We start from the raw sequence: 20,373 nt of genomic DNA, 5'->3' as shown, positions 1-20,373 counted from the left end.
AAGCGATTGGGCGCGGACCGCGGTCACGTCCGTCGCCCTGGCACTATTTCACGTCCACCTTGGCCGGGCTGGCGTAGTCGTGCCAGAGCCGCTCGATGAGTTTCGCGTCGGGTTCGCCGTCGCCGACAATGAAGCGGTACTTCATCACGTAAGGCTTGCCCGGTTCGATCGCCATGTCGCCGAGCATCTGCGGGGCGAAGCAGGCGAAAGGCTCTTTCGGGTGCAGCCGCACCGGCTGCGGGAAGCGGAAGTTTTCCGGCGAGCAGAGGACGGCGGTGTATACCGCCTTGCCGTCCACCTTGCCCGACTGAATGAGCCAGCGGGCGCGGGTGTCGTTGCCGTCGGCGCGATTCTTGCCTTCGGACGTCAGGTATTGGCTGTTAGCTTCGCCGTCCCACTGTCGGTTGCCGCGCAGACCCAGCCCGCCGTAATGGTACTTAGGCAGGTTCAGCGGGCTTTGGCCGGCGGTGGTCTGCGTGGACTGGAAGTCGAACACGTGATACGCCGCCTTGTCGCCGCCGACGGCATAGGCGTCGACCTGCCAGGTTTCGTTCAGCGCCGGCTTGGGTTCGGGCTTGGCTGTCAGGTCGATAAACCGGTGCGTCGTGGTGAATCCCGCGGCGACTCGGCCCGACCAGGTCTTGTCGAACGCCACAAACTCCACGGTTCCGGTCTTGCCGCCCATGTTCCAGAAGTCGGGCTTGCGGCCTTCGAACTCGGTCTTGGTCCACGGCGACCAGACGCCATGATGGTGCTTGTGGTTCGGCGGATAGTCGTCCGTCGTCGCGACGCCGGCGGGCGTCAGCAGGGGGTGGATGTATCCGCCGCGGGCGTATTGCGGTTCAAAGCCGGCCGGCAGCGGCGTCTTCTCACCGCGATAGACGAGCACGTCGTTGACGCCGACTTTGACGGCGATCGCGCCGTCTTTCTGATTGGCGGTTGCCTTGTCGGGCGGCGCTTCCGACCGCTTGATCATCAGCACGTTGTAGGTCCGCGACTGACCTGCCTTGAGTTCGGGGACGACGAAGCAGGCCCGCCCGTCGGGGCGAATCTGCAGCGGCAGGGTCGGGCCTCCGTCGGCGGCGGCAAGCTCCGGATAGCTGCCCGCCGACGCCGGGTCGGTCATGAAGCTGACAACAGTATCGGTGCGGTCGATGTCGCCGGCATGGACGATGATGGTGCCGGGGTGTTTGACAACGTCAGCGGCTGCTGGTGCGGCAATTCCTGCCCAGAGTGCGAGGCACGAGACGGTGATAGCGAACGCGGATTGAAGTCGTTTCATGGCGATTCTCGCAACGGTGACTTGACGCAGCGAAGCGTCGATTGACGTGCTCCGGAAGTCAAGACGAAACCGAGGAATCGTGACGCCGGTGTCTGAGGTACTCCGAAGACCCGGATTCAGGACGTCCACCTCGAAACCATCCGGGTCTTCGGAGTACCTCAGACACCGGCGTTTTCCTCGTTCGTCGCCCGGGTGCACGCGCGATCGAGAGATCACATTCCCGTTGCCCGCGTTTTCCGGCAGGTGTAGACTCCAGTACCGTTGTTCGATGACCCGGCCACTTTACGGTTGCCGGGCCTGTCGTATTCGTTCCCACGACCAGACACTCCGAGGACACGCATGTCGATCGAGACCCCCGCGTCGGCTCCCGCCGCTTCGCCCGCCGCCGAACGCAAGCTCACGCTCCACGACTTCCTGCGGACCGCGATCAAGATCAACGCCTCGGATATCCATCTGCAGGCCGGCAGCATTCCCATGCTGCGGGTGGACGGTCGGCCCAAGTTCCTCGATTGCCCGGCACTCTCCGACGACACGATGAAGGCGATCGTCAAGCAGATCATCGACCGCCAGCAGGAACCGACCGAGAAGCAGCACCTGCTCGATCACAAGGGCGCGGTCGACCTGGCGTACCAGTTCGAGAACGTCGCCCGGTTTCGTACCAACATCTTCCACAGCCGTGAACGCTACGCGATCGTCATGCGCAAGATCGTGACGAAGATCCCCAACTTCGGCGACCTGAGCCTGCCGCCACAGATCGAAAAGTTCGCCGAGTTCCACCGCGGTATCGTGATCGTGTCGGGCACGACCGGTTCGGGCAAGTCCACCACGCTTGCGGCGATCATCGGCAACATCAACAAGAACCGGGCCGAGCGGATCATCACCGTCGAAGACCCGATCGAGTACCAGCACGAAAACGCGATGTCGCTCATCAGCCAGGTGGAGGTCGGCGCCGACAGCGAGAGCTTCGAGTACGCCCTTCGCGCCATGATGCGTCAGGACCCGGACGTGATCCTGATCGGCGAAATTCGAGACTCGGCGAGCATGACGATCGCGCTGCGTGCCGCCGACACGGGTCACCTGGTCTTCACCACCGTCCACGCCACGAATGCCCCGATGACCATCGAGCGCTGCGTGTCGCTGTTCGACGAGAACCAGAAGGAACTCCAGCAGACGCAGTTGGGCCTGAACCTCAATGCGATCGTCTGTCAGCGACTGGCCAAGAAGCGGGACGGCAAGGGCCGCGTGCCGGTCGACGAGATCATGATGGCCACCCCGCTGGTGCGCAAGCACATCATGGAAGGGGAGTTCGAGAAGCTTAAGAGCGCCGTCGGCAACCGCGAATCCGGCAGCCAGAGCTTCGACCAGCACCTGACGGAACTGTTCAACAAGCAGATCATCGACGTCGGCGAAGCCAAGCGGCTGGCGACGAACGTCGACGCGCTGAACCTGGCGCTGCGCGGCATCAGCAACAGCGATACGAAGCTGCGGTGAGGTTGGTTGGTTCCTCGTGCACGCCGCACTCGCGCGGGGCGATTCACGTCCGCGCCGGTTAGCCGCGACGCGGAGCGGAGCGCGACCGCGAACCCGCGCCATGCGGATCGGACTTGCGGACACACCTGCGCGGGGTGAAACGCGCTCCGCTTTGCGTCGCGGCTACTGAGCGCTGGATAAGTTTAGCGCGAGTTCCGCGCCTTCGAAGCACGAGCGGAGCAACGCCTGATTGCCGCCTACGTCGTCCAAGTGTCGCTTGGCCTCGGCGTGAAGTTTCTCCAACTCCCCAATCGTGTGGTTCGCCATCCGGTGGTACTTCGTCAGGCTCCATACGCCTTCCACCGCATTGAGCTGCGGCGCGTAGGTCGGCAGATAGTGCAATCTTAAACGCGGGTACTCCGCCGCCAGTTCCTTCACGATTGGCGACTTGTGTGCCGAGAGGTTGTCCCAGACCACATCGATCGTTTTGTCAGGATACTCGACAAGCACGCGGTGCAGGAACGCCGCCGCCTGCTCGCCGCGGACGTAGCTGTCGGGATGGAAGTCGCACACGAGATCGATCTTCGCCGTGGCGGCGTGCAAGACCACGGCCCCCAGCACGCTGACTTTCTGCTGCCGCCGATTGCGGTAGGCGACGACCGGCGTCTGAGCGATCGGGGCCCAAGTCTTCTTGACGTTCGGCGTCATCATGAAGCCGACCTCGTCGGCCATCAGAATCACTCCGCCGGACTCGATACTTTTTTTAGAAGTTCCGGCCAGAACTCCGCCCGCCAGGCGGCCACCTTCACCGGGTCGTGCTCGCGTGCCCGACGTTGGGGCTTCTGATGGGAAAAGCCCATGTCTTTCAGCATGACGCCGATGTGGTCGTGGTGGTACTTCACCTGGAACTCACGCTCGATCAGGTCGGCGATCAGCTGTTGGGTCCAGAGATACTTGTCGAATCCGCACTCCCTGGGCGTCTTGAGCAGCAACCCGGCAAGAGTCTTACGCTGGGCCTCATTCAGCCGCGACGGGCGTCCGGGTGGTTTGCGCGACACCAGTGCGTCACGGCCGCCCTTGCGGTATGCCCGCCGCCAGGCTCGGACGGTCTGGTCGTCGACCCCAAGGTCTTTGGCGATTTCGGCCGGCTCGCGATCCTGCTCGAACATGTTGGCCGCGATGCTCCGGACCCGATCCCACTCCTGGCGTGTTCCTTTCTTTCGCATGGCGCGGATTTACCATCGATCCGCAGAGGGCGCAAGGGGTTGCGCGCTATGAAAATCTAGCGGTCAGTAACCGGTTAATCAGGTATCCGGTCCGCCCGGTGCACTCCACCCCGATGCACAGCACCCACCTCACTACTTCGCCGTCAGCGGCTTCTTACCCGTCTCGGCGCGGATCTGATTGGCAGCCGTCCACCAGGCGTGCTCTTCTCCCAACAGCTTGATGACGGCGGTCGTGGTGACGCCCAGATTCGCCGCGACGGCCGACGGGCTGCCGGCCGTCGCTTTGAGAAGGTCGAGCGCCAGACCGCCCGCCGCCCCGTACAGGTCGTGGCGGTGCGAGACGGCGATGCGGTTTCCGGCGCGGATCGTCAGGAACCAGTCCGGCGGGGCGAACGTTTCCAGCGCGATCGGCTCGCGCAGGTCGGCTGCCATCTTCACGCGCAGCCGTCGGATGGCGTGAAGCGTGTTGAGCTCGGTCGATCGGCACTCGGTCGCCGTCACCAGCACGCCGCTGGCGACATGTACGATCCGCACCGCGTTGGAGGTCTTGTTCCGCTTCTGCCCGCCGGGCCCGGAGCCGCGGTAGTGGTCTACGCGGCACTGGGCCAGCAGGGCGGCGTCGGTGAGGAAGCGGTAAGGCATTGGGTTGTGGAATGACGAATGACGAAACGCGAATGACGAATGAAGCTTCAAAAGACAATGACCACGGACCCTGGCGGCGGTCGGCGGGAGGATCTCAAATCTCCAATCTCAATTTTGAAACTTGAGATTTGAGACTTCATTCGCCATTCGAATTTCGTCATTCGTCATTCCCCCGCTCATACATCACACAGCTTCACCGCCGCCGCCAGCGATGCCAGCGGCTCTTTGCTCCTGGGGATGAACTCCTGCCCCAGCCACCCCTGATAGCCGGTCGCGAGGATGGCGCGGATGATCGGCGGGTAGTTCAGTTCCTGCGTGTCGTCCAGTTCGTGCCGGCCAGGCACGCCGGCGGTGTGGTAGTGGCCGATGTAGTCCTTGTGCTTCGTCAACGTCGCGATGACGTCGCCTTCCATGATCTGCATGTGGTAGATGTCGTAGAGCAGTTTGAATCGATCACTTCCGACGGCCTTGGCGAGCTTCACACCCCATTCGGTGTGATCGCACATGTAGTCCTTGTGGTTCACCTTGCTGTTGAGCAGTTCCATGCAGATGGTGACTTTCTTCTGCTCGGCCAAGCCGACGACCTGCTTCAGCGCCTCGGCACAATTCCTAATGCCCTCTTCGTCGTCCATCCCGCCACGGTTACCGGAGAAGCAGATGACATTCGGGTAGCCGGCCTCGGCGGATTTTTCGATGCCGTCGCGAATGCTGCCGAGGCAGGATTCCCAGTTTTCCTTGCGGTTCAGCCCCTTCTCGATCGAGTGGCTCGGGGTCATCGTGCCGACCAGGTTGTATTTCTTGAGCGTCGGCCAGTCCGAAGGCTTCACCAGGTCGATCCCCTTACAGCCGGCTTTGACGGCCCCGATGCACATGTCTTCCAGCGACAGCTTGCCATAACACCAGTGACAGACGCTCTGGCGAATGTTTCCCTTGAGCGCCGGCGCGTCGGCCTCGGCGAACGCGGTCGCGGCTGGTGCGGCGACGGCGATTGCGGCGGCGGCGGTCAGGAGCTGTCGGCGAGAGATGGGGTCGTGCGGTTGGCGGGTCATGGTCGGCCTCCGGGGTGAATGTCAGACGACAGGGAATTGCCGGCGTGGATTGTCGAATGTGCACTACGGAATGTCGAGCGTCGATTGTCGATCGACATTCCAATGCCGGTGCGGCGGCGACGCCTGTGCTACAAAGTGGTCCGTCGGTAGACTTCGCCCCATGGACACGCCGCCGCCGCTGCCGAATCCGTCCGTCGCCACTGCCCCCATGCCATCCCGGCCGATTCCTGCCACCACCGGCGGACCCAAGCGGTGGCCGGGGCTGCTCGTGCTGGCGTTGATGGTCGCCTATTTCCTGCCGCTGTACGTCCGTCATGCGGTGTTCGCCGCCAACCCGGCAACGCTCAACGCCTCGGCCCGCCAGCAGTTCTGGCCGCTGATGCGCTACTACGACGATCAGTTGTTCCATTCCGATCCGATCGCCGATTACTTCATGGCGTCATTCCCGATCGGGTTCAAAGCGGTCTACATGACGCTCGGTTCGCTCATCGATCCCCGGCTGCTCGGGCGGATCCTGACCTACGTGCTGTTGGGGGTAACAGTCTGGGCGGCCGCGCGGGCGGCAAGGCGGATTCGCGGCCCGGCCGCCGGCTGGGGCGCCGCCGCCCTCTGCCTGGGCGCAACGCTCTACCTCGAACGCATGACCGGCGGACTACCCCGGGCGTTCGCGTTTCCGTTCCTGGCGGTGGCGATGCTCGCGCTGGCCCGCGGCAAGCCGATCCTGATGGCCGTCGTCGTCGGGCTGTCGGCGGGGTTCTATCCGGTGGTCAGTGTGGTGTGCGGCCTGGCGCTGGCGGTCTGGCTGCTTTGCCTGCCGGCGACCGCCCGCGGGAACGCCGAGACCTGGAGCCTGGGCCGGCGTCTGGGGTTGATACTCATCGCGGCGTTTGTGGCGGCCGCTTTCGTGGTACCGACCATCTACGCGACCGACGAATGGGGCCCCGTGCTCGGCGCCGAAAGCGTGAAGGAATACCCGGAGATGGCCAAGGGGCCGTACCAGGTCGAAGATCGCTCGACCGGCTCATTCAGTCTGACCGCGCTGAAGAACTTCGTCGAAGCGCCGCTCGCCGGGCTGGGCGGGGCGTGGAACCCCGGCGACGCCGGGCTGTTGCTCGATATCAAGCAGATCGTGCTGATGGTGCTCGCCGCCGCGGGGCTTGCTGGCTTTATCCTGCTGCTCAAGCCCAGCCCGCCGGCGAGGCGCGTGCTGCTGCTGCCGGCGATGGCGGTGGCGGCGTATGTGCTGTCGGCTCTGGCGGCACCGCGGCTTTACCTGCCGGCGCGCTATCAGCTGTACCCGATGGCTATCGCGGCCCTTGTCATCGTGCCCGCCGGCATCGCCCACCTCGCGACGGTCATTGTCACACACACCGATCAACGGCGGACACAGGCGCTGGTCATGGCCGCGGCGGTCGGGCTGTTCGTCCTCATCTTTGCCGGCTACCGAATCAAGCCGCAGTTCGGTCCCGGCGAACTGGCAACCGCGGGCCTGGACACCACCCTGAACGACCACCACGAAGCGTACCGGTTCATCCGGGCGCTGCCGCCGCGATCGATGGTTGCCGGCTGGCCGGCGGAACTGGACGGCGTGCAGTACCTGACGTCGCAGGCAGCCCTGGCGACGCGCGACGGGCACCAGACCTTCCATCGCAAGTACGCCGACATCATGCGCAAACGCGTGCAGGCGGTGATCGACGGCCTGTATTCGCGTGACCCGGCGGCGCTGGTCCGCCTTCGCGACGAGTTCGGGGCAACGCACGTGATCGTCAGCAGCGATCTGTACGGCGCGACCGCGCCGAGCTATTTCCCGCCGTTCGACGGATATGCGAAGAAGGCGCGTGAGGCGCTGGGCACCCATCAGCCGGCCGCGCGGTCCGAGGCCGATCGCGCAGCGGTCTTTTCGGACAAGGATTGGGTGATTTTGGATTTGAACCGGATTCGATGAAACGGGTGGAGTGCAATGCGGAATGCGGAATGCTGCGGTGATACGATCCTGAAAGGGAAATGACCGAATGCGCTCTTCGGCCTGAAAGGCCGGGATCGCTCAGACCAGGGCAACGCCCTGGGTCGTCGGGCGAGCTTGTGGCGGCCTGAAGGGCCGCGATCGTGCGTTGCGGAAGTTCGATATCGCGGACTTTCAGTCCGCGTCGCTCTCGATCATCGAGAACCCAGGGCGTTGCCCTGGGCTGAGCGATCCCGGCCTTTCAGGCCGAAGACGGCCGTGCATCGCCACGTCGTGGAATCGGCATCGGCGCGAGTCTTTGAGTGGGCATCGACGCCAGTCGTCGGAAACAATCCCACGCTCCACTCCGAGCAGGCTCGAAACTCACCGCAGTCGCTTGTGCCGTCGGCTCAGGGGCAGCTTGCTGCCCAGTCTTCTCGGCGGGGGCAGGGGGACTGCGGGGTGGTCGGTGACCGGGGCGGCGGGTGTCTGGGGCGATCCACCGCCATTGCCACCACCGCCGCCAAATCCACCACCGCCACCAAATCCGCCGGGCTTGCCTTCTTTCCAGTCGGCGGGCTGGGGATTGGGTTGCCAGCCTTCCAACTGTCCCTGGTGGATGACCATATTGATCAAGTTCTCCACCTTGGTCAGTTCCGGGCCCTGGCCGCGCGAAACAAACGTGTACGCCTTGCCCTTGGCACCCATGCGGGCGGTTCGGCCCACGCGGTGGACGTACACCTCGGGGTCGTCCGGCAGGTCGTAGTTCACGATATGGCTGATGTCGGCGACGTCGATGCCGCGGCTGGCCAGGTCGGTCGCGACCAGGATATCGAACTTGCCGGTGCGGAAGTTCTTCATCACCTTTTCGCGCTGGTTCTGGTTCAGGTTGCCGTGGATCTCGCGGCACTCGATGCCGTCGCCATGAAGCCGCTTGGCCAGCTTCTCGGCACCGTGCTTCGTGCGGCAGAACACGATCGCCAGGTCGGGGTTCTCGCGCTCCAGCAGCATCTTCAGCAGGCGGTACTTGTCCCACGGTTCGACCGCGAAGAAGAACTGTTCGACCTTCTCGACGGTCGGCTTGTCGTCGGCGCCGGGGGCGATCAGCTTTTCCGGGTCGCGCATGTACCGGCGGGCGAGGCGTTCGATCTCGTCGGATATCGTCGCCGAGACGAAGATCGTCTGGTGACCCGCGGCGACGGGTCCCTCGACGTGGTCGTCCTCGGCCTGCGGGGCCTTGCGGGACGGCTTGGTTTCTTTTCGGTCGCCGTCGCGATCGTTGCCGTCGCGATCACTGCCTTCACGATCGTCACCTTCCGCTGCCGCATCGTCGTCGTCGAAGTAGCCGGCCATCGCCTGGATGGGGCCGGAATCGCTTCGGGCGGATCGGTCTTCGCGCTGGTCGTTCTGGCGGTCGTCCCGATCGTCCTGCCGATAGCTGTTGTCGCCGCCGTCACCACCGTCGTCGGCCTGGCCTTCGCGGGCGTCGGGCGGGAGGCGGCGTTTCATGCCGCGGACGCGCGACAGGATGTTTCGAATGTCGTCGCGAAACCCGATGTCCAGCATCCGGTCCACTTCGTCGAGAATCACAAACCGGACGTTTTCAAATCGAATGATGCGGCGGTCGAGCAGGTCGATCACGCGGCCAGGCGTGCCGACGAGAATCTCCGGGCCGCTCTTGAGGAACTTCATCTGCGCGCTGATGCGCTGTCCGCCGTAGACCGCGACCACGCGGATGGGCGTGAACTGGGCGAGCCGCTTGAGCTCCGATTCCACCTGCACGCACAGTTCGCGCGTCGGCACGAGGATGATCGCCTGCGTGGCGACGCCACGGGTTGCCTTCTGCAACACCGGGATGCCAAAGGCGGCAGTCTTGCCGGTGCCGGTGCGGGCCTGGCCGAGAATATCCACCCCCGTCAGCGCGCGCGGGATCAGCAGTGCCTGGATCTCCGAAGGCGTGACAAACTTCGCCTCGGCCAGGCCGCGGAGGATGGAATTACGGACTCCGAGTGCGGCAAAAGCCTCGGGGACGGGCGGGTGTTCGGTTTTATCGCTCAAGTGGAGTGGGCCTCGTTCGTGTGCGTTTCTGACAGTGTACGGGAATCGGCAGGGATTTTCGATCCGCTGCGGTCTTTACCCGTCGGAGGCTCGGGATCTTCGCCTTGGGAGCAGCTCACTATTGGTCCGGCATGGAGGCGGCGAAGCCTGACCCCGGCGTGAGGGGCGCTACGTAAACCCCTGAAATAACAGGAATCTCTTGATGTCTTAATCAGTCGCTAGCGAAAGGCCGCGACGTTCTCGCCCCCGGCATCTCGGGGTCACCTAAGTGGGTTATTCAGACTGATTGTTCAGAACGAAAGGGAAGAAACCATGCACCGCGCTCGCTTCGAGTCTCTTGAGACTCGCACGCTTTTCTCGGTCCCGACGCCGTCCAACGTCCTGGAGATCGCGCCCATCGGCACGTTCGTCAGCGGCAATACTGCCGTCGCGGAGATCATTGCCCATGATCCGGCGTCGCAGAAAGTGTTCAGCCTCAACGGCACCAACAATCGCCTGGACGTGCTGGACATCTCCGATCCGACCAACCCGACCAAGGTCTTTGAAATCTCGCTGTCGGCGTACGGGGCGGTTCCGAACAGCGTGGCAGTGAAAAACGGCGTCGTCGCGGTCGCGATGGAAGCCGGGCCCAAAACCGATCCGGGCAAAGTCGTCTTCTTCAACACCTTCGGCTCGTTCCTCAACAGCGTGAACGTCGGTGCCCAGCCCGACATGCTCACCTTCACCCCCGACGGCCAGAAGGTGCTCGTCGCCAATGAAGCCGAGCCCAATGTCGGCGACACCGTCAACCCCGACGGCTCGGTGAGCATCATCAACATCGCCGGCGGCGTGGCGTCGGCCTCGGTCACGACCGCAACCTTCACCGCGTTCAACGGGCAGGAAGCCAACCTGCGGCTGCAAGGTGTCCGCATCACCGCCGGCAAGGCCTTCTCGGTCGATGCCGAGCCCGAATACATCGCGGTGGCACCCGACGGCCTGACCGCCCGCGTGACGCTTCAGGAGAACAACGCGTTTGCCGTGCTGAACATCGCCACCGGCACGATTACCTCGATCCAGGCGCTGGGCCTGAAGGACTACAGCACCGGCACGCCGACGGTCACCACCTACGATTTCAACGAATCGACCCTCCCGTCGATCGGTACCACCCCGGCCGGGCAGAACCTCAAGCTCGGCGGCTTCTCGGGCCTGCACTTTGAAGGCATCGACGGCAGCACCGGCGAACTGAAGTTCATCGCCAACACGGACCGCGGCCCCAACGGCGAACCCAGCGACATCCTGCCCGGCATCGCCGGCAACGAGCGGCCGTTCGCCCTGCCCAACTTCCAGCCCCGGCTGGTACGGTTCAACCTGAACCAGACGACCGGCGCGATCACCATCACCGGCCAGATCCTGCTGACCAAGGCCGACGGTTCCCCGCTGACCGGCCTGCCCAACCTCCAGGCCGGCGCCCAGGGCACGCCATACACCGACGAAGTGGGCGTTGATCTCAACGGCGTGCTGATTACCAATGACACATTCGGAGCCGACCTCGAAGGCGTCGTCGTCGCCGCCGACGGCAGCTTCTGGTGCCCCGACGAGTATCGCCCGGCGATTTACCACTTCGATTCGACCGGCAAGCTGATCGACCGGTTCATTCCCGCCGGTACCGCGGCATCCGTCGGCGCTCCGGCCGGAACCTACGGCACGGAGTCGCTGCCGGCGGTTTACGGGCAGTTCCGCCGAGCCAACCGGGGCTTCGAGGCGATCGCGATCGAAGGCACCAAGGTCTATACGTTCATCCAGACCAACCTCGACAACCCGACAGGTTCTGCCGCCGTCCGCAACAATGGCGTCATCCGCATCGTCGAGTTCGACACCGCGACCAACACGACGACCGGCGAGTACGTCTACGTGATGCGCGACACCACCGCCGCCGGCACCGCCAAGACCGACAAGATCGGCGACGCGGTGGCCCTGGGCGGCGGCAAGTTCCTGGTCGTCGAGCGCGACGACCGGACGACCGCCGACTCCAACAAGCTCATCTACGAGATCACCCTCGGCGGGGCGACGAATGTCACCGGAACGCCGATCGCGACGGCCACCAGCGGCACGACGCTGGAAAGCCTCAACGCCGCCGGCCTGGTCACCAACGGCATCCGCCCGGTGGACAAGCGGCTGGTCGTCAACGCGGCCGCGATCGGCTACACCGGCGTGAGCAAGCTGGAAGGCCTGGCCCGTGTCGATGCCGACACGTTCGCGCTGATCAACGACAATGACTTCCAGATGCTCGGCGCGATTGCCAAGGACGGTTCGGCCCCGATCAATCCGAACCCCGAACCGATTCGGCTGGGGCTCATCGACTTCACGGGTTCCAACGGCCTGGACGCCAGCGATCGCGACGTCGATGGGACATCGGGTGGCGGTGGCAAGATCAGCATCAACAAGCAGCCGGTTTTCGGCATGTACATGCCCGATGGCGTCGCGGCTTATTCGGCCGGCGGACAGAACTACTTCATCAGCGCCAACGAAGGTGACGACCGCGACGACTTCATCAATCCTGATGAAACCATCCGTGTCGGTGCCGGCGGCTATGGACTGGACGCGACGGTGTTCCCCAACGCCGCCACCCTCAAGCTCAACCAGAACCTCGGCCGCCTCACGGTGTCGAGCTTCGACGGCAACCTCGACGGCGACACCCAGTTCGAGCGCATCCAGGCGTACGGCGCGCGTTCGTTCAGCATCTGGGACTCGGCCGGCAATCGCGTGTTCGATTCCGGCGACGCCCTGGAGCAGATCACCGCCGCCCAGGTGCCGGCGCTGTTCAACAGCGATGGCGCGGCGGCGTCGTTCGACACCCGATCGGACAACAAGGGCCCCGAGCCCGAAGGCGTTACGATCGGGGTCATCGACGGCAAGACCTACGCGTTCGTCGGCCTGGAACGCGTCGGCGGATTCATCACTTACGATGTGAGCAACCCGCTCCAGCCGGTCTTCGTCACCTACACCAACCCGGCGGTGGGCGCGGTCGGCGCACCGGGCAAGACCGACATCAGCCCCGAAGGCATCATCTTCATCTCCGCCGCCAACAGCCCGACCGGCACGCCGCTGGTCGTCACCGGCAACGAAGTCAGCGGCACCGCAACCTTCTACTCGATCAACGTCAACCAGAAGCCGGTCGTCAACGATCAGGGCTTCTCGGTCAACGAAAAGAGCGCGGTCGGCACGGTCGTCGGCACGGTCGTCGCGAACGATGCCAACCCCAACCAGACGCTGAGCTACGAGATCACCGGCGGCAACACCGTCGGGGCGTTCGCGATCAACTCGAACACCGGCGAGATCACCGTCGCCAACCCCGCCGTACTAGTCTTCGACGTCAACCCCACCTTCGTACTCGACGTGAAGGTGACCGACATCGGCAACCCGCTGCCGAACGACTTCGACACGGCCGTCGTGAACGTGAACGTCGTCAATATCAGCGACTTCTCGATTGCCGGCACGACCATCGTCGAGGGCAACAGCGGATTCAGTTACCTCGAATACACCGTCACCCGCGACTCATCGGCCGGTGTGGCCGGCGTCGATTTCGCAACCATCGGTGGCAACTCGACGGCGGGCGTGGATTACGAAGCCACCTCCGGCTCGGTCATCTTCGCGGCCGGTGAGACCTCCAAGGTCGTCAAGGTGAAGGTGTACGGCGATACCACGATCGAGCCCGACAACTCGGTCGATGTCGAACTTTCGAACCCCGTCAACGGCTTCATCAAGTCCTCCGTCGCGACGGGCAACATCACCAATGACGACGGCCCGGCGAAAATCTCCGTCAACGACGTCAGCGTGACCGAGGGCAACAGCGGCACCAAGGTGCTGACGTTTACCGTCAAACTGGACTCGGCTTCGCCGGACACCGTGACGGTCAACTACGCCACCGCCAACGGCACCGCGTCGGCCCCCGGCGACTACGTCAGTAACGGCGGCCAACTGACGTTCTTCTCCGGCCAGACAAGCAAGACGGTCAGCGTGACGGTCAAGGGAGACACCACGGTCGAAGCGACCGAGACGTTCTTCCTGAACCTCTCGGCTCCGGTCAATGCGACCATCGCCGACAGCCAGGGCAAGGCGACCATCGTCAACGACGACCCGACGCCGGTGGTTCTGCCGAAGCTCAGCATCGCCGGCTTCAGCGCCGCCGAGGGCAACAGCGGGACCAAGCTGTTCTCGTTCCTGGTGACGCTCGACAAGGCCGCCAGCGGCCCGATCACCGTCAAGTACGCCACCAGCAACGGCTCCGCGACGGCGGGCCTGGATTACCTCGCCACCAACGGCACGCTGACGTTCAACGCCGGTCAGACGACCAGGACGATCTTCGTGACCGTCAAGGGCGACACGACCAAGAGCATCAACGAGACGTTCTTCGTGACGCTGTCGAACCCGACGGCTGCAACGATCGCGGTCGCCAAGGCGACGGGAACGATCGTGAACGACGACTGATCGTTCTGAGCGTCATTCCCCGTAGAATCGTCAAGGGGCACCCGACACGGGTGCCCCTTTCTTGTTTGCGCGTTGAGTTCTTCAGGAGCCGCGCACGAAGTATGCGGGAACGGCGCGACCTCAGGGGTCGCGGTACCACGCGTGGCACCCAACGCCAGCAACGATCTCTCTGGATTCGGCGAGCGACGTTCGAAACAGGGATTTACCACGAAGGCACGAAGTCACGAAGGACACGAAGAAGAACCTGAAATCTCTCGCGATTCCCACGATTTCCCATTCCGCTGATTCTTCTACGTGTGCCTTCGTGCCCTTGGTGACTTCGTGGCAAAACGGAACGTACAGTGGCATTCATTCGCGGATCAAGGGGGTGCGCCGCCGCACGTCTCTCACTGAAATTCAGCTCATTCCACGGGCTTCGCGGGGGCGGCCGGATCTCCCTCGGGCTGGACCGCAACGTCGAGGACGAACGCCATCGTGTTGCTCAGGATCTCGATCTTGTCCGTCTCGGTCGCCGGATGGACCACATCGACGAATGCCAGGATCGGTTCCGGCCCTTCGAGCTTGGGCATCTTGTGGCTCTGGTACGACAGGATTGCGCCGGCCTTGGGCGCCGACTTGTAGATCGCGGTGTTCTCGAATGAGTTGCCGTTGGCCAGCAGGTACCGCACGCGCGTGGCGTAGGGGCGTTCATCGGGTGCGTCGGAGCGGTCGATTTTGGTCTTCCACTTCAGCGGCTCATCCGCCGACAGGGGCATCGGTGTGAACAATGTGGTGACCTGGTCCACGGTCTGAAGCGTGCGCGTCCAGGGGGGCATGCCGAAACGCATGGTCATCACCGTCTTATCGCCTATGTCTATCCGGGCGCGCTGCTGCGGCGTGTACTCGATTACGAAGCAGCGTTCTTCTAGAACGATGACATCGGTGAGGCGGCCGCTCTTCATCATCTTGGGTCCCAGGGTGACGCGGAGGTTCGAACCCGTCTTGGCGACTTCGGCACTGGCCTTGATGACTTTGGCGACCACATCATGGTCGGGACCGAAGACGTTGTTCGCCGCGACGAACTCGACCGCTTTTTCGCGCCCCGGGGACACGCCCGCCGCCACTTGAATGGGTCCTCCCGCGGCGGGCAGATTCGGGCCGACACCGGCGGGGGCCTCGGGTCGGACCAGCACCGGCGGAGTCATCGGTGGCCTGGCCGATGCGTCCGGCGGGGCGACGGCCACTTTCGGCGGCTCCGGGGGCCTGGCGGGCGTCGCCGGCGGAAGGCCGGGTGCGTTCGCCGGGGGATTGAACGCCGGGGGAGTGCCGGGATTGGCCGTTGGCGGTGCGATTGACGGCACTGGACGCACCGCGACCGCACCCGATGTCGCGGTGATCGTGACCTTGACCGGAACCGCAAACCGCGCCGGGCTCGTCGCCACCAGGCGCGTGCCGTCCGGTCTGACGGCGACCACGGCGGGGGGATCGGACTTCACCCGCGCAGGCTCGATGGAAAACGTCGTCGCGTCGCGCCGGGACCGCACCACGGCTTCCTCCAGCAGTCGGTAGGGCAGCCAGTTCTCGCCGGTGGGCTTGAACTCGCCCACTTTCATCGCCGCCGCGAGGTCTTCGAGCGTTCGGTAACCACGCCGCTCCGCGTGCGCCCGGGCGACGAAACTGGCGATCGTGGACAACGTTGCCCGGGTGTATAGCTCCGCCGTCGGATCGTCAGGCAGCTTGGCGTACCAACCCGACCATTTTGGTTCAAAACCGTCGGTGGCACCGAACGTATCGACCCACGCCTTCTCCCACGGCACCTTCCGGTTGACGGCCCGCATGAAGTTGTTGAATCCCGCCTGGTACTTGCCGTTGTCACCGTGGGCCAGGAACTGCGTCATCGACCACGCCTGATGGTAATTGTTCGGCGAGATCATGAAGTTCCATTGATCAGGCTGCAGCTGCATCATGTCGCGGACGGCGAGCAGCCGGCCTTCGGTCATTCGTGCACGAAGCCGCTTGAGGCGCTCGGGCGGGATGGCACCGGTGACGAAGCCGTCGCCGGTCCAGATCGCTTCGCCGAAGTACTCGGCGAGCCCTTCGTCGATCCAGGGCGGAAGCCGGCCGATCGCCGCGTCGGCGAACTGGTGAAACCCTTCGTGCTGGATGACTTCCCAGCGGCGCGGGTTGGTCGCCTCGCCGGCAAACGCGAGCAGGCGCCTGTCGTTGCCCTGGATCTGGAAGACGCCCGCCGACCCCACCGGCCCGCCATAGGTGTTGTAGTCGCGGATATCCTGGAACAGGTAGAACGGCAGCCGTTTTGTGACCCGCCCGGAGAACCCCTTGGTCCGCTCGGCGTATTCCTCGGCCATCCGCGTCATGCGGAGCGCCGCTTCCTGCGCCTCCTCGGGAGGCAGGTCGGTGGTGATCACGTAATAGGGGGTCTGAATGACCCGGAAACGAACCGGCAGCGGGATGTCCGAAGGCGACCCCGGCCTGACCTGCGACCGAACGGGCATAGGCGTCGCCGTCAGGCAAACGAGAACGCAAAGGACCCACGGGCATCGCCGCCCGCGAAAGACTGATTGCCAACCACCCATGGCATCCTCCCTACGAAGAGATTTTTTAGTTCCCGGCAACCGACAAGAAGTGCGGGTTCACACGTCTGAACCCCCTTTTGGGAATAGCATGGCGTTGCCACCGGCGCAAGTCAACGCAAAGAATGACCACAGCACACGGATTTCATTGACTCTGTCATTTTTGGCAGGAGAAAGCGCCTGCCGATGTGAATTAGTGCGCAGTGCATGAGACGTCATGGCAGAGTCCGGTGCTCGGAGCAACAGGTCGCGACCGCCGGCAATTGACGAGGGCGTGACCATTTTCCCGGGCGGCAATTTTGGTGCGGGCTTTCAGCCTGCAGTTCCGCTGCACAACGCCGTCAGATCCATACCGCCCGGAAAAATGGTAACGCCCATTGACGACATAGGCGGCAGATTCTGCTTGACCGCCGCGAACGGGCGTATATAACATATACCAAACATTCTCGAAGGCATCACTCGACTTGCCTCGGCGTAAGTCGGCGGTGCGTCATTCGCGTTTGCAGGCGCGGCGGGTGTGATCCGTTGCGACGGCCGGGCGCGGACGGAGGGTTTGCCGGGCGATCCCATCGATCGCGCCGGCGGTCTGGTTTGGAACGGTTGTCGGAGGCAGGCGACGCAAGCCGCCGTCGCACGCCGGGTTCGTTCGGCCAGCCGACGCGGAGCGGTGCCATGCGTCGGGTTCGTTCGCCGAGGCAGTGTCGGGTTCGTTCGGCCAACCGATGCCTTGGGTTCGTTTGGCCAACTGGCGTGTAGAGATGAAACGCCTCGGGTTCGTTCGGCGAAGTTGTGTGCCACGGGTCGCCGGTACTCGGGAGACCCGTGTGACGAGCCTCACTCGCGGCGTCGTCGGCGCGAGGAAGGTGGTAGCCGTGGGTTCGTTCGGCGACATGCGCCGGGTTCGTTCGGCAGAAGGGAGATGTTTTGCGAGGAAGTCGATCGCCACCGTGACGACCCCGAAGGGGTCAACGACGCTTGCCACGGGTGGAGCGACGGCGGCGAAGCCGACGTGGCGCAACCCGTGGGTCATGATCCCTAAGCGCCATCTGCCCCGGCGGGGCAGACGAGTCGTCGATCGTTGTGAAGCTTTCGGCCGGTTGACGGCTCGTCCGCCCCAGTCGGGGCGGACGAGACGGTGTCTCTAACCACGGGTTCCGCGGCGATGGCTTCGCCACCACCGCGCCACCCGTGGCCAGCGGCGTCGGCCCCGCCGGGGCCAGGGTTGGACGGAGGACTTACCGGTCATCCGGCTGCTTAAACCGGTGCCGCGATCAACTGCCGTTCCGACAACTGCTGGTAGACCTCGCAGGTTCGCATGAGCTCATCGTGCTTGCCCTTTCCGACGATCTGGCCCTTCTCCATCACCACGATCACGTCGGCCGACATGATCGTGCTGAAGCGGTGGGCGATGACGAAGGTCGTCGGGGCGGTGCTGGTGGGGACGCCGGTGACGGGGTCGTGCCCTTCGTGCATCAGGTCGTCGACCGCCTGCTGGATGAGATGCTCGCTCTCGGCATCGACCTGGCTGGTGGCCTCGTCGAGGATCAGGATCGGCGCGTTGCGGAGGATCGCCCGGGCGATGCAGAGCCGCTGCTTCTGCCCGCCGGAAAGCTGGCCGCCGAGGCCGTCAAGGAACGTATCGTAGCCGGCGCCTTTTTCCATGATGAAGTCATGGGCAAACGCCCGGCGGGCGGCCGACTCGATCTCCTGCCTCAGCCTGGTGGCGGCGGGGGAGGTCTGCTTCGACCGCAGCAGCCGGGCCATCGGGTGCCCGTAGGCGATGTTCTCGGCGATGGTGCCGGCGAAAATCACCGAGTCCTGCGTGACCAGGCTGATCTGGCCGCGCAGGCTCCGGAGGGTGGCGATGCTGATGTCGATGCCGTCGATCGTCACCCGGCCGCTGTCGGGCTCGTAGAAGCGCGGGAGCAGCGCGAGCAAAGTCGTCTTGCCCGACCCGTTTCGCCCGACGACCGCGACGCGCGTTCCCTTGGCGACCGCGAGCGAGACATCCACCAGTGCCGGCGACGCGGCACCGGGATACGTGAAGGTAAGGTTCTCGAACCGGACTTCGTGTTGAAGAGGACGGAGTTTGATGGGACGCGAGGCGCCAAGCTCGATGTCTGTCTTCGTGCCTTCGTGCCTGCGTGCCTCCGTGCCTGCTTGAACCAGCTCCCGCCGCCGCTCCACCGGCAACGCGATGACTTCGAAGATGCGCGTCGCGGCGGCGTTGGCCCGCTGGAGCACGCCGTTGACCTTGTTGAGCCGGCGCATCGAGTCGCCGATGGTGCCCAGGCAGGCCATGACGACGAAGAACTCGGTAACGGAGAGCGAATGGGTCTTGGTGACCATGTAAGTCGCGATCAGCACGATGATGCCGACGACCATGAGGGTGATCGTCTCCATGATCGGGCTGCCGGCGGCTTCGAGCTTGCTCATGCGGAGCTGTTCGCCCCGCAGGCCGAGCATGATGGCGCGATACCGGCGGCGTTCCCAGCGCTCGGCGCTGGCCGACTTCACGACGCGTACGCCGTTGAGCGTGCCGGAGATCTGGCCGAGCATCGTGCTGTTTTTCTGAAAGGCGGCGCGGGCGGCGCGGCGCATCTTCTTGCCGAACCGCTGGATGACCGCGCCCATCAGCGGCGCGAAGATGACGATGACGAGGGTCAGTTTCCAGCTCGTCAGCATCGCGACGCCGAACGCCATCGCCGCAACGATCGGCTGTTGTACGCTCTGGCCGAGGACGGTCTTAAAGCCGATCTCCAGCGCCGCCGAGTCCTGCACCAGCCGGCTGGTGACGTCGCTGGTGCCGTGACGGCCGAAATGGCTCATCGGCACGTGCAGGATGTGATCGTAAAGCTTGCGGCGGATGTCATGAACGGCGGTGACAGCGACCTTGTCGGACAGGTATTCCTGGAAGAACTTGAGGGTGTTGCCGAAGACCGCGAGCAACGCCAAGGCACCGAAGATCTGGGCGATCGCCCAGACCGGATCGGAGGAGATGTGCGATACGACGTCCTGAAGCGCGCGAAGGTGAACCGGCACGGGAGCAAGGGCCAGGTTGGCCTGGAGGGTTTCTTCGCCGCGGATAATCTGGACGGGAACCGTCGACGCCGTCCCCGTGCCGCCGTCATGGGCGAGGGCGGCGATGACTTTCGGCGCGGATTTCTCAGGAATCCCGCCGGTGCCGCCGACCAGCAGCCGGATGCGGTCACTGCGCAGCAGGCCCGCGTTTTTTCCGACGCCGTCCCGGACCTCGACGACCTGCATTTCGGCGCTGTCTTCCAGCAGGCGCACGCCGAGCCGTTTCTCGACGACCGATGCATCGACCCACTGCTGGACGGTCTGGTTGTTGAGCAGGACGCGGAGTACCGGCGTGATCGCCGCGAGGGACGCGCTGGCGGCCAGGCCGACGAAGAACGCGCAGGTGATCGAAATGAGAATGGTCCGGCGGTAGGGCCAGACGAAGCGCATGGCCCGCCAGAACTCGCGCGTTCCCTTGCGGGGCTTGGGCTTGTCGCCGGGACCGGGGCCGGAAGTGGCGTCCGGTGAACCGGGGGGAGTGGCTGGGGCGGGCTGTCCGTTGGAAGTCATCGGGTTGTCGGTGTCGTAACGCGTTGCTCGCCGAGGCTCCGTCCGCGGCAGAGCTGAAAGTATACACAAGCCG

11 protein-coding genes are annotated in these 20,373 nt (G+C 64.4%); 3 read left to right on the top strand and 8 right to left on the bottom strand.

The genetic code is table 11. The features are described from left to right. Nucleotides 1-43 precede the first annotated feature (43 nt). The gene (locus IPV69_RS11075; RefSeq protein ID WP_206295169.1) at nucleotides 44-1,282 is read right to left on the bottom strand and encodes a DUF6807 domain-containing protein; all 1,239 of its coding nucleotides are present in this window, start codon (nucleotides 1,280-1,282) and stop codon (nucleotides 44-46) included. 339 nt (nucleotides 1,283-1,621) lie between these two features. Between IPV69_RS11075 and IPV69_RS11070 the strand changes: the two genes are divergently transcribed. Then, a complete protein-coding gene (locus IPV69_RS11070; protein WP_206295168.1) occupies nucleotides 1,622-2,773 on the top strand; it encodes a type IV pilus twitching motility protein PilT in 1,152 nt (383 codons plus the stop codon). Nucleotides 2,774-2,935: 162 nt separating this feature from the next. Here the strand turns inward: IPV69_RS11070 and IPV69_RS11065 are convergent, their stop codons facing one another. From IPV69_RS11065 to IPV69_RS11050, 4 genes are all read right to left on the bottom strand, one after another. Beyond that, complete coding sequence (locus tag IPV69_RS11065) at nucleotides 2,936-3,484, bottom strand: IS630 family transposase (protein ID WP_206291035.1); 549 nt, start codon at nucleotides 3,482-3,484, stop codon at nucleotides 2,936-2,938. A 5-nt stretch (nucleotides 3,485-3,489) separates the two neighbouring features. Beyond that, nucleotides 3,490-3,978 carry a winged helix-turn-helix domain-containing protein gene (locus IPV69_RS11060; protein WP_206291034.1) on the bottom strand — a complete coding sequence of 163 codons (489 nt, stop codon included), beginning with the start codon at nucleotides 3,976-3,978 and terminating at the stop codon, nucleotides 3,490-3,492. Nucleotides 3,979-4,110: 132 nt separating this feature from the next. After that, nucleotides 4,111-4,620: a peptide chain release factor family protein gene (locus IPV69_RS11055; RefSeq protein ID WP_206295167.1), complete on the bottom strand. Its 510-nt coding sequence runs from the start codon at nucleotides 4,618-4,620 to the stop codon at nucleotides 4,111-4,113. Between the two features lie 176 nt (nucleotides 4,621-4,796). After that, nucleotides 4,797-5,669, bottom strand: a complete 873-nt coding sequence (locus tag IPV69_RS11050; protein ID WP_206295166.1) for a hydroxypyruvate isomerase family protein — start codon at nucleotides 5,667-5,669, stop codon at nucleotides 4,797-4,799. Between the two features lie 160 nt (nucleotides 5,670-5,829). Between IPV69_RS11050 and IPV69_RS11045 the strand changes: the two genes are divergently transcribed. Further along, on the top strand, nucleotides 5,830-7,614 hold the full coding sequence (locus IPV69_RS11045; RefSeq protein ID WP_206295165.1) for a hypothetical protein: 1,785 nt from the start codon (nucleotides 5,830-5,832) through the stop codon (nucleotides 7,612-7,614). A gap of 381 nt (nucleotides 7,615-7,995) precedes the next feature. On the opposite strand, the gene IPV69_RS11040 is transcribed toward IPV69_RS11045, so the two are convergent. After that, nucleotides 7,996-9,669, bottom strand: coding sequence for a DEAD/DEAH box helicase (locus IPV69_RS11040; protein ID WP_206295164.1), 1,674 nt, complete (start codon nucleotides 9,667-9,669; stop codon nucleotides 7,996-7,998). A gap of 312 nt (nucleotides 9,670-9,981) precedes the next feature. Between IPV69_RS11040 and IPV69_RS11035 the strand changes: the two genes are divergently transcribed. Then, entirely contained in the window at nucleotides 9,982-14,136 is a 4,155-nt protein-coding gene (locus IPV69_RS11035) for a choice-of-anchor I domain-containing protein (protein WP_206295163.1), read from the top strand. Nucleotides 14,137-14,537: 401 nt separating this feature from the next. Here the strand turns inward: IPV69_RS11035 and IPV69_RS11030 are convergent, their stop codons facing one another. Further along, nucleotides 14,538-16,631, bottom strand: coding sequence for a DUF1570 domain-containing protein (locus IPV69_RS11030; RefSeq protein WP_206295162.1), 2,094 nt, complete (start codon nucleotides 16,629-16,631; stop codon nucleotides 14,538-14,540). A 1,332-nt stretch (nucleotides 16,632-17,963) separates the two neighbouring features. Next, nucleotides 17,964-20,300 carry an ABC transporter ATP-binding protein gene (locus IPV69_RS11025; protein WP_206295161.1) on the bottom strand — a complete coding sequence of 779 codons (2,337 nt, stop codon included), beginning with the start codon at nucleotides 20,298-20,300 and terminating at the stop codon, nucleotides 17,964-17,966. Nucleotides 20,301-20,373: the final 73 nt, after the last annotated feature.

It is taken from the genome of Humisphaera borealis, from assembly GCF_015169395.1.
In the GTDB taxonomy this organism is placed as follows: domain Bacteria; phylum Planctomycetota; class Phycisphaerae; order Tepidisphaerales; family Tepidisphaeraceae; genus Humisphaera; species Humisphaera borealis.
The sequence above is the reverse complement of the archived record's forward strand: the minus strand, read 5'-3'. Positions and strand labels throughout refer to the sequence as shown.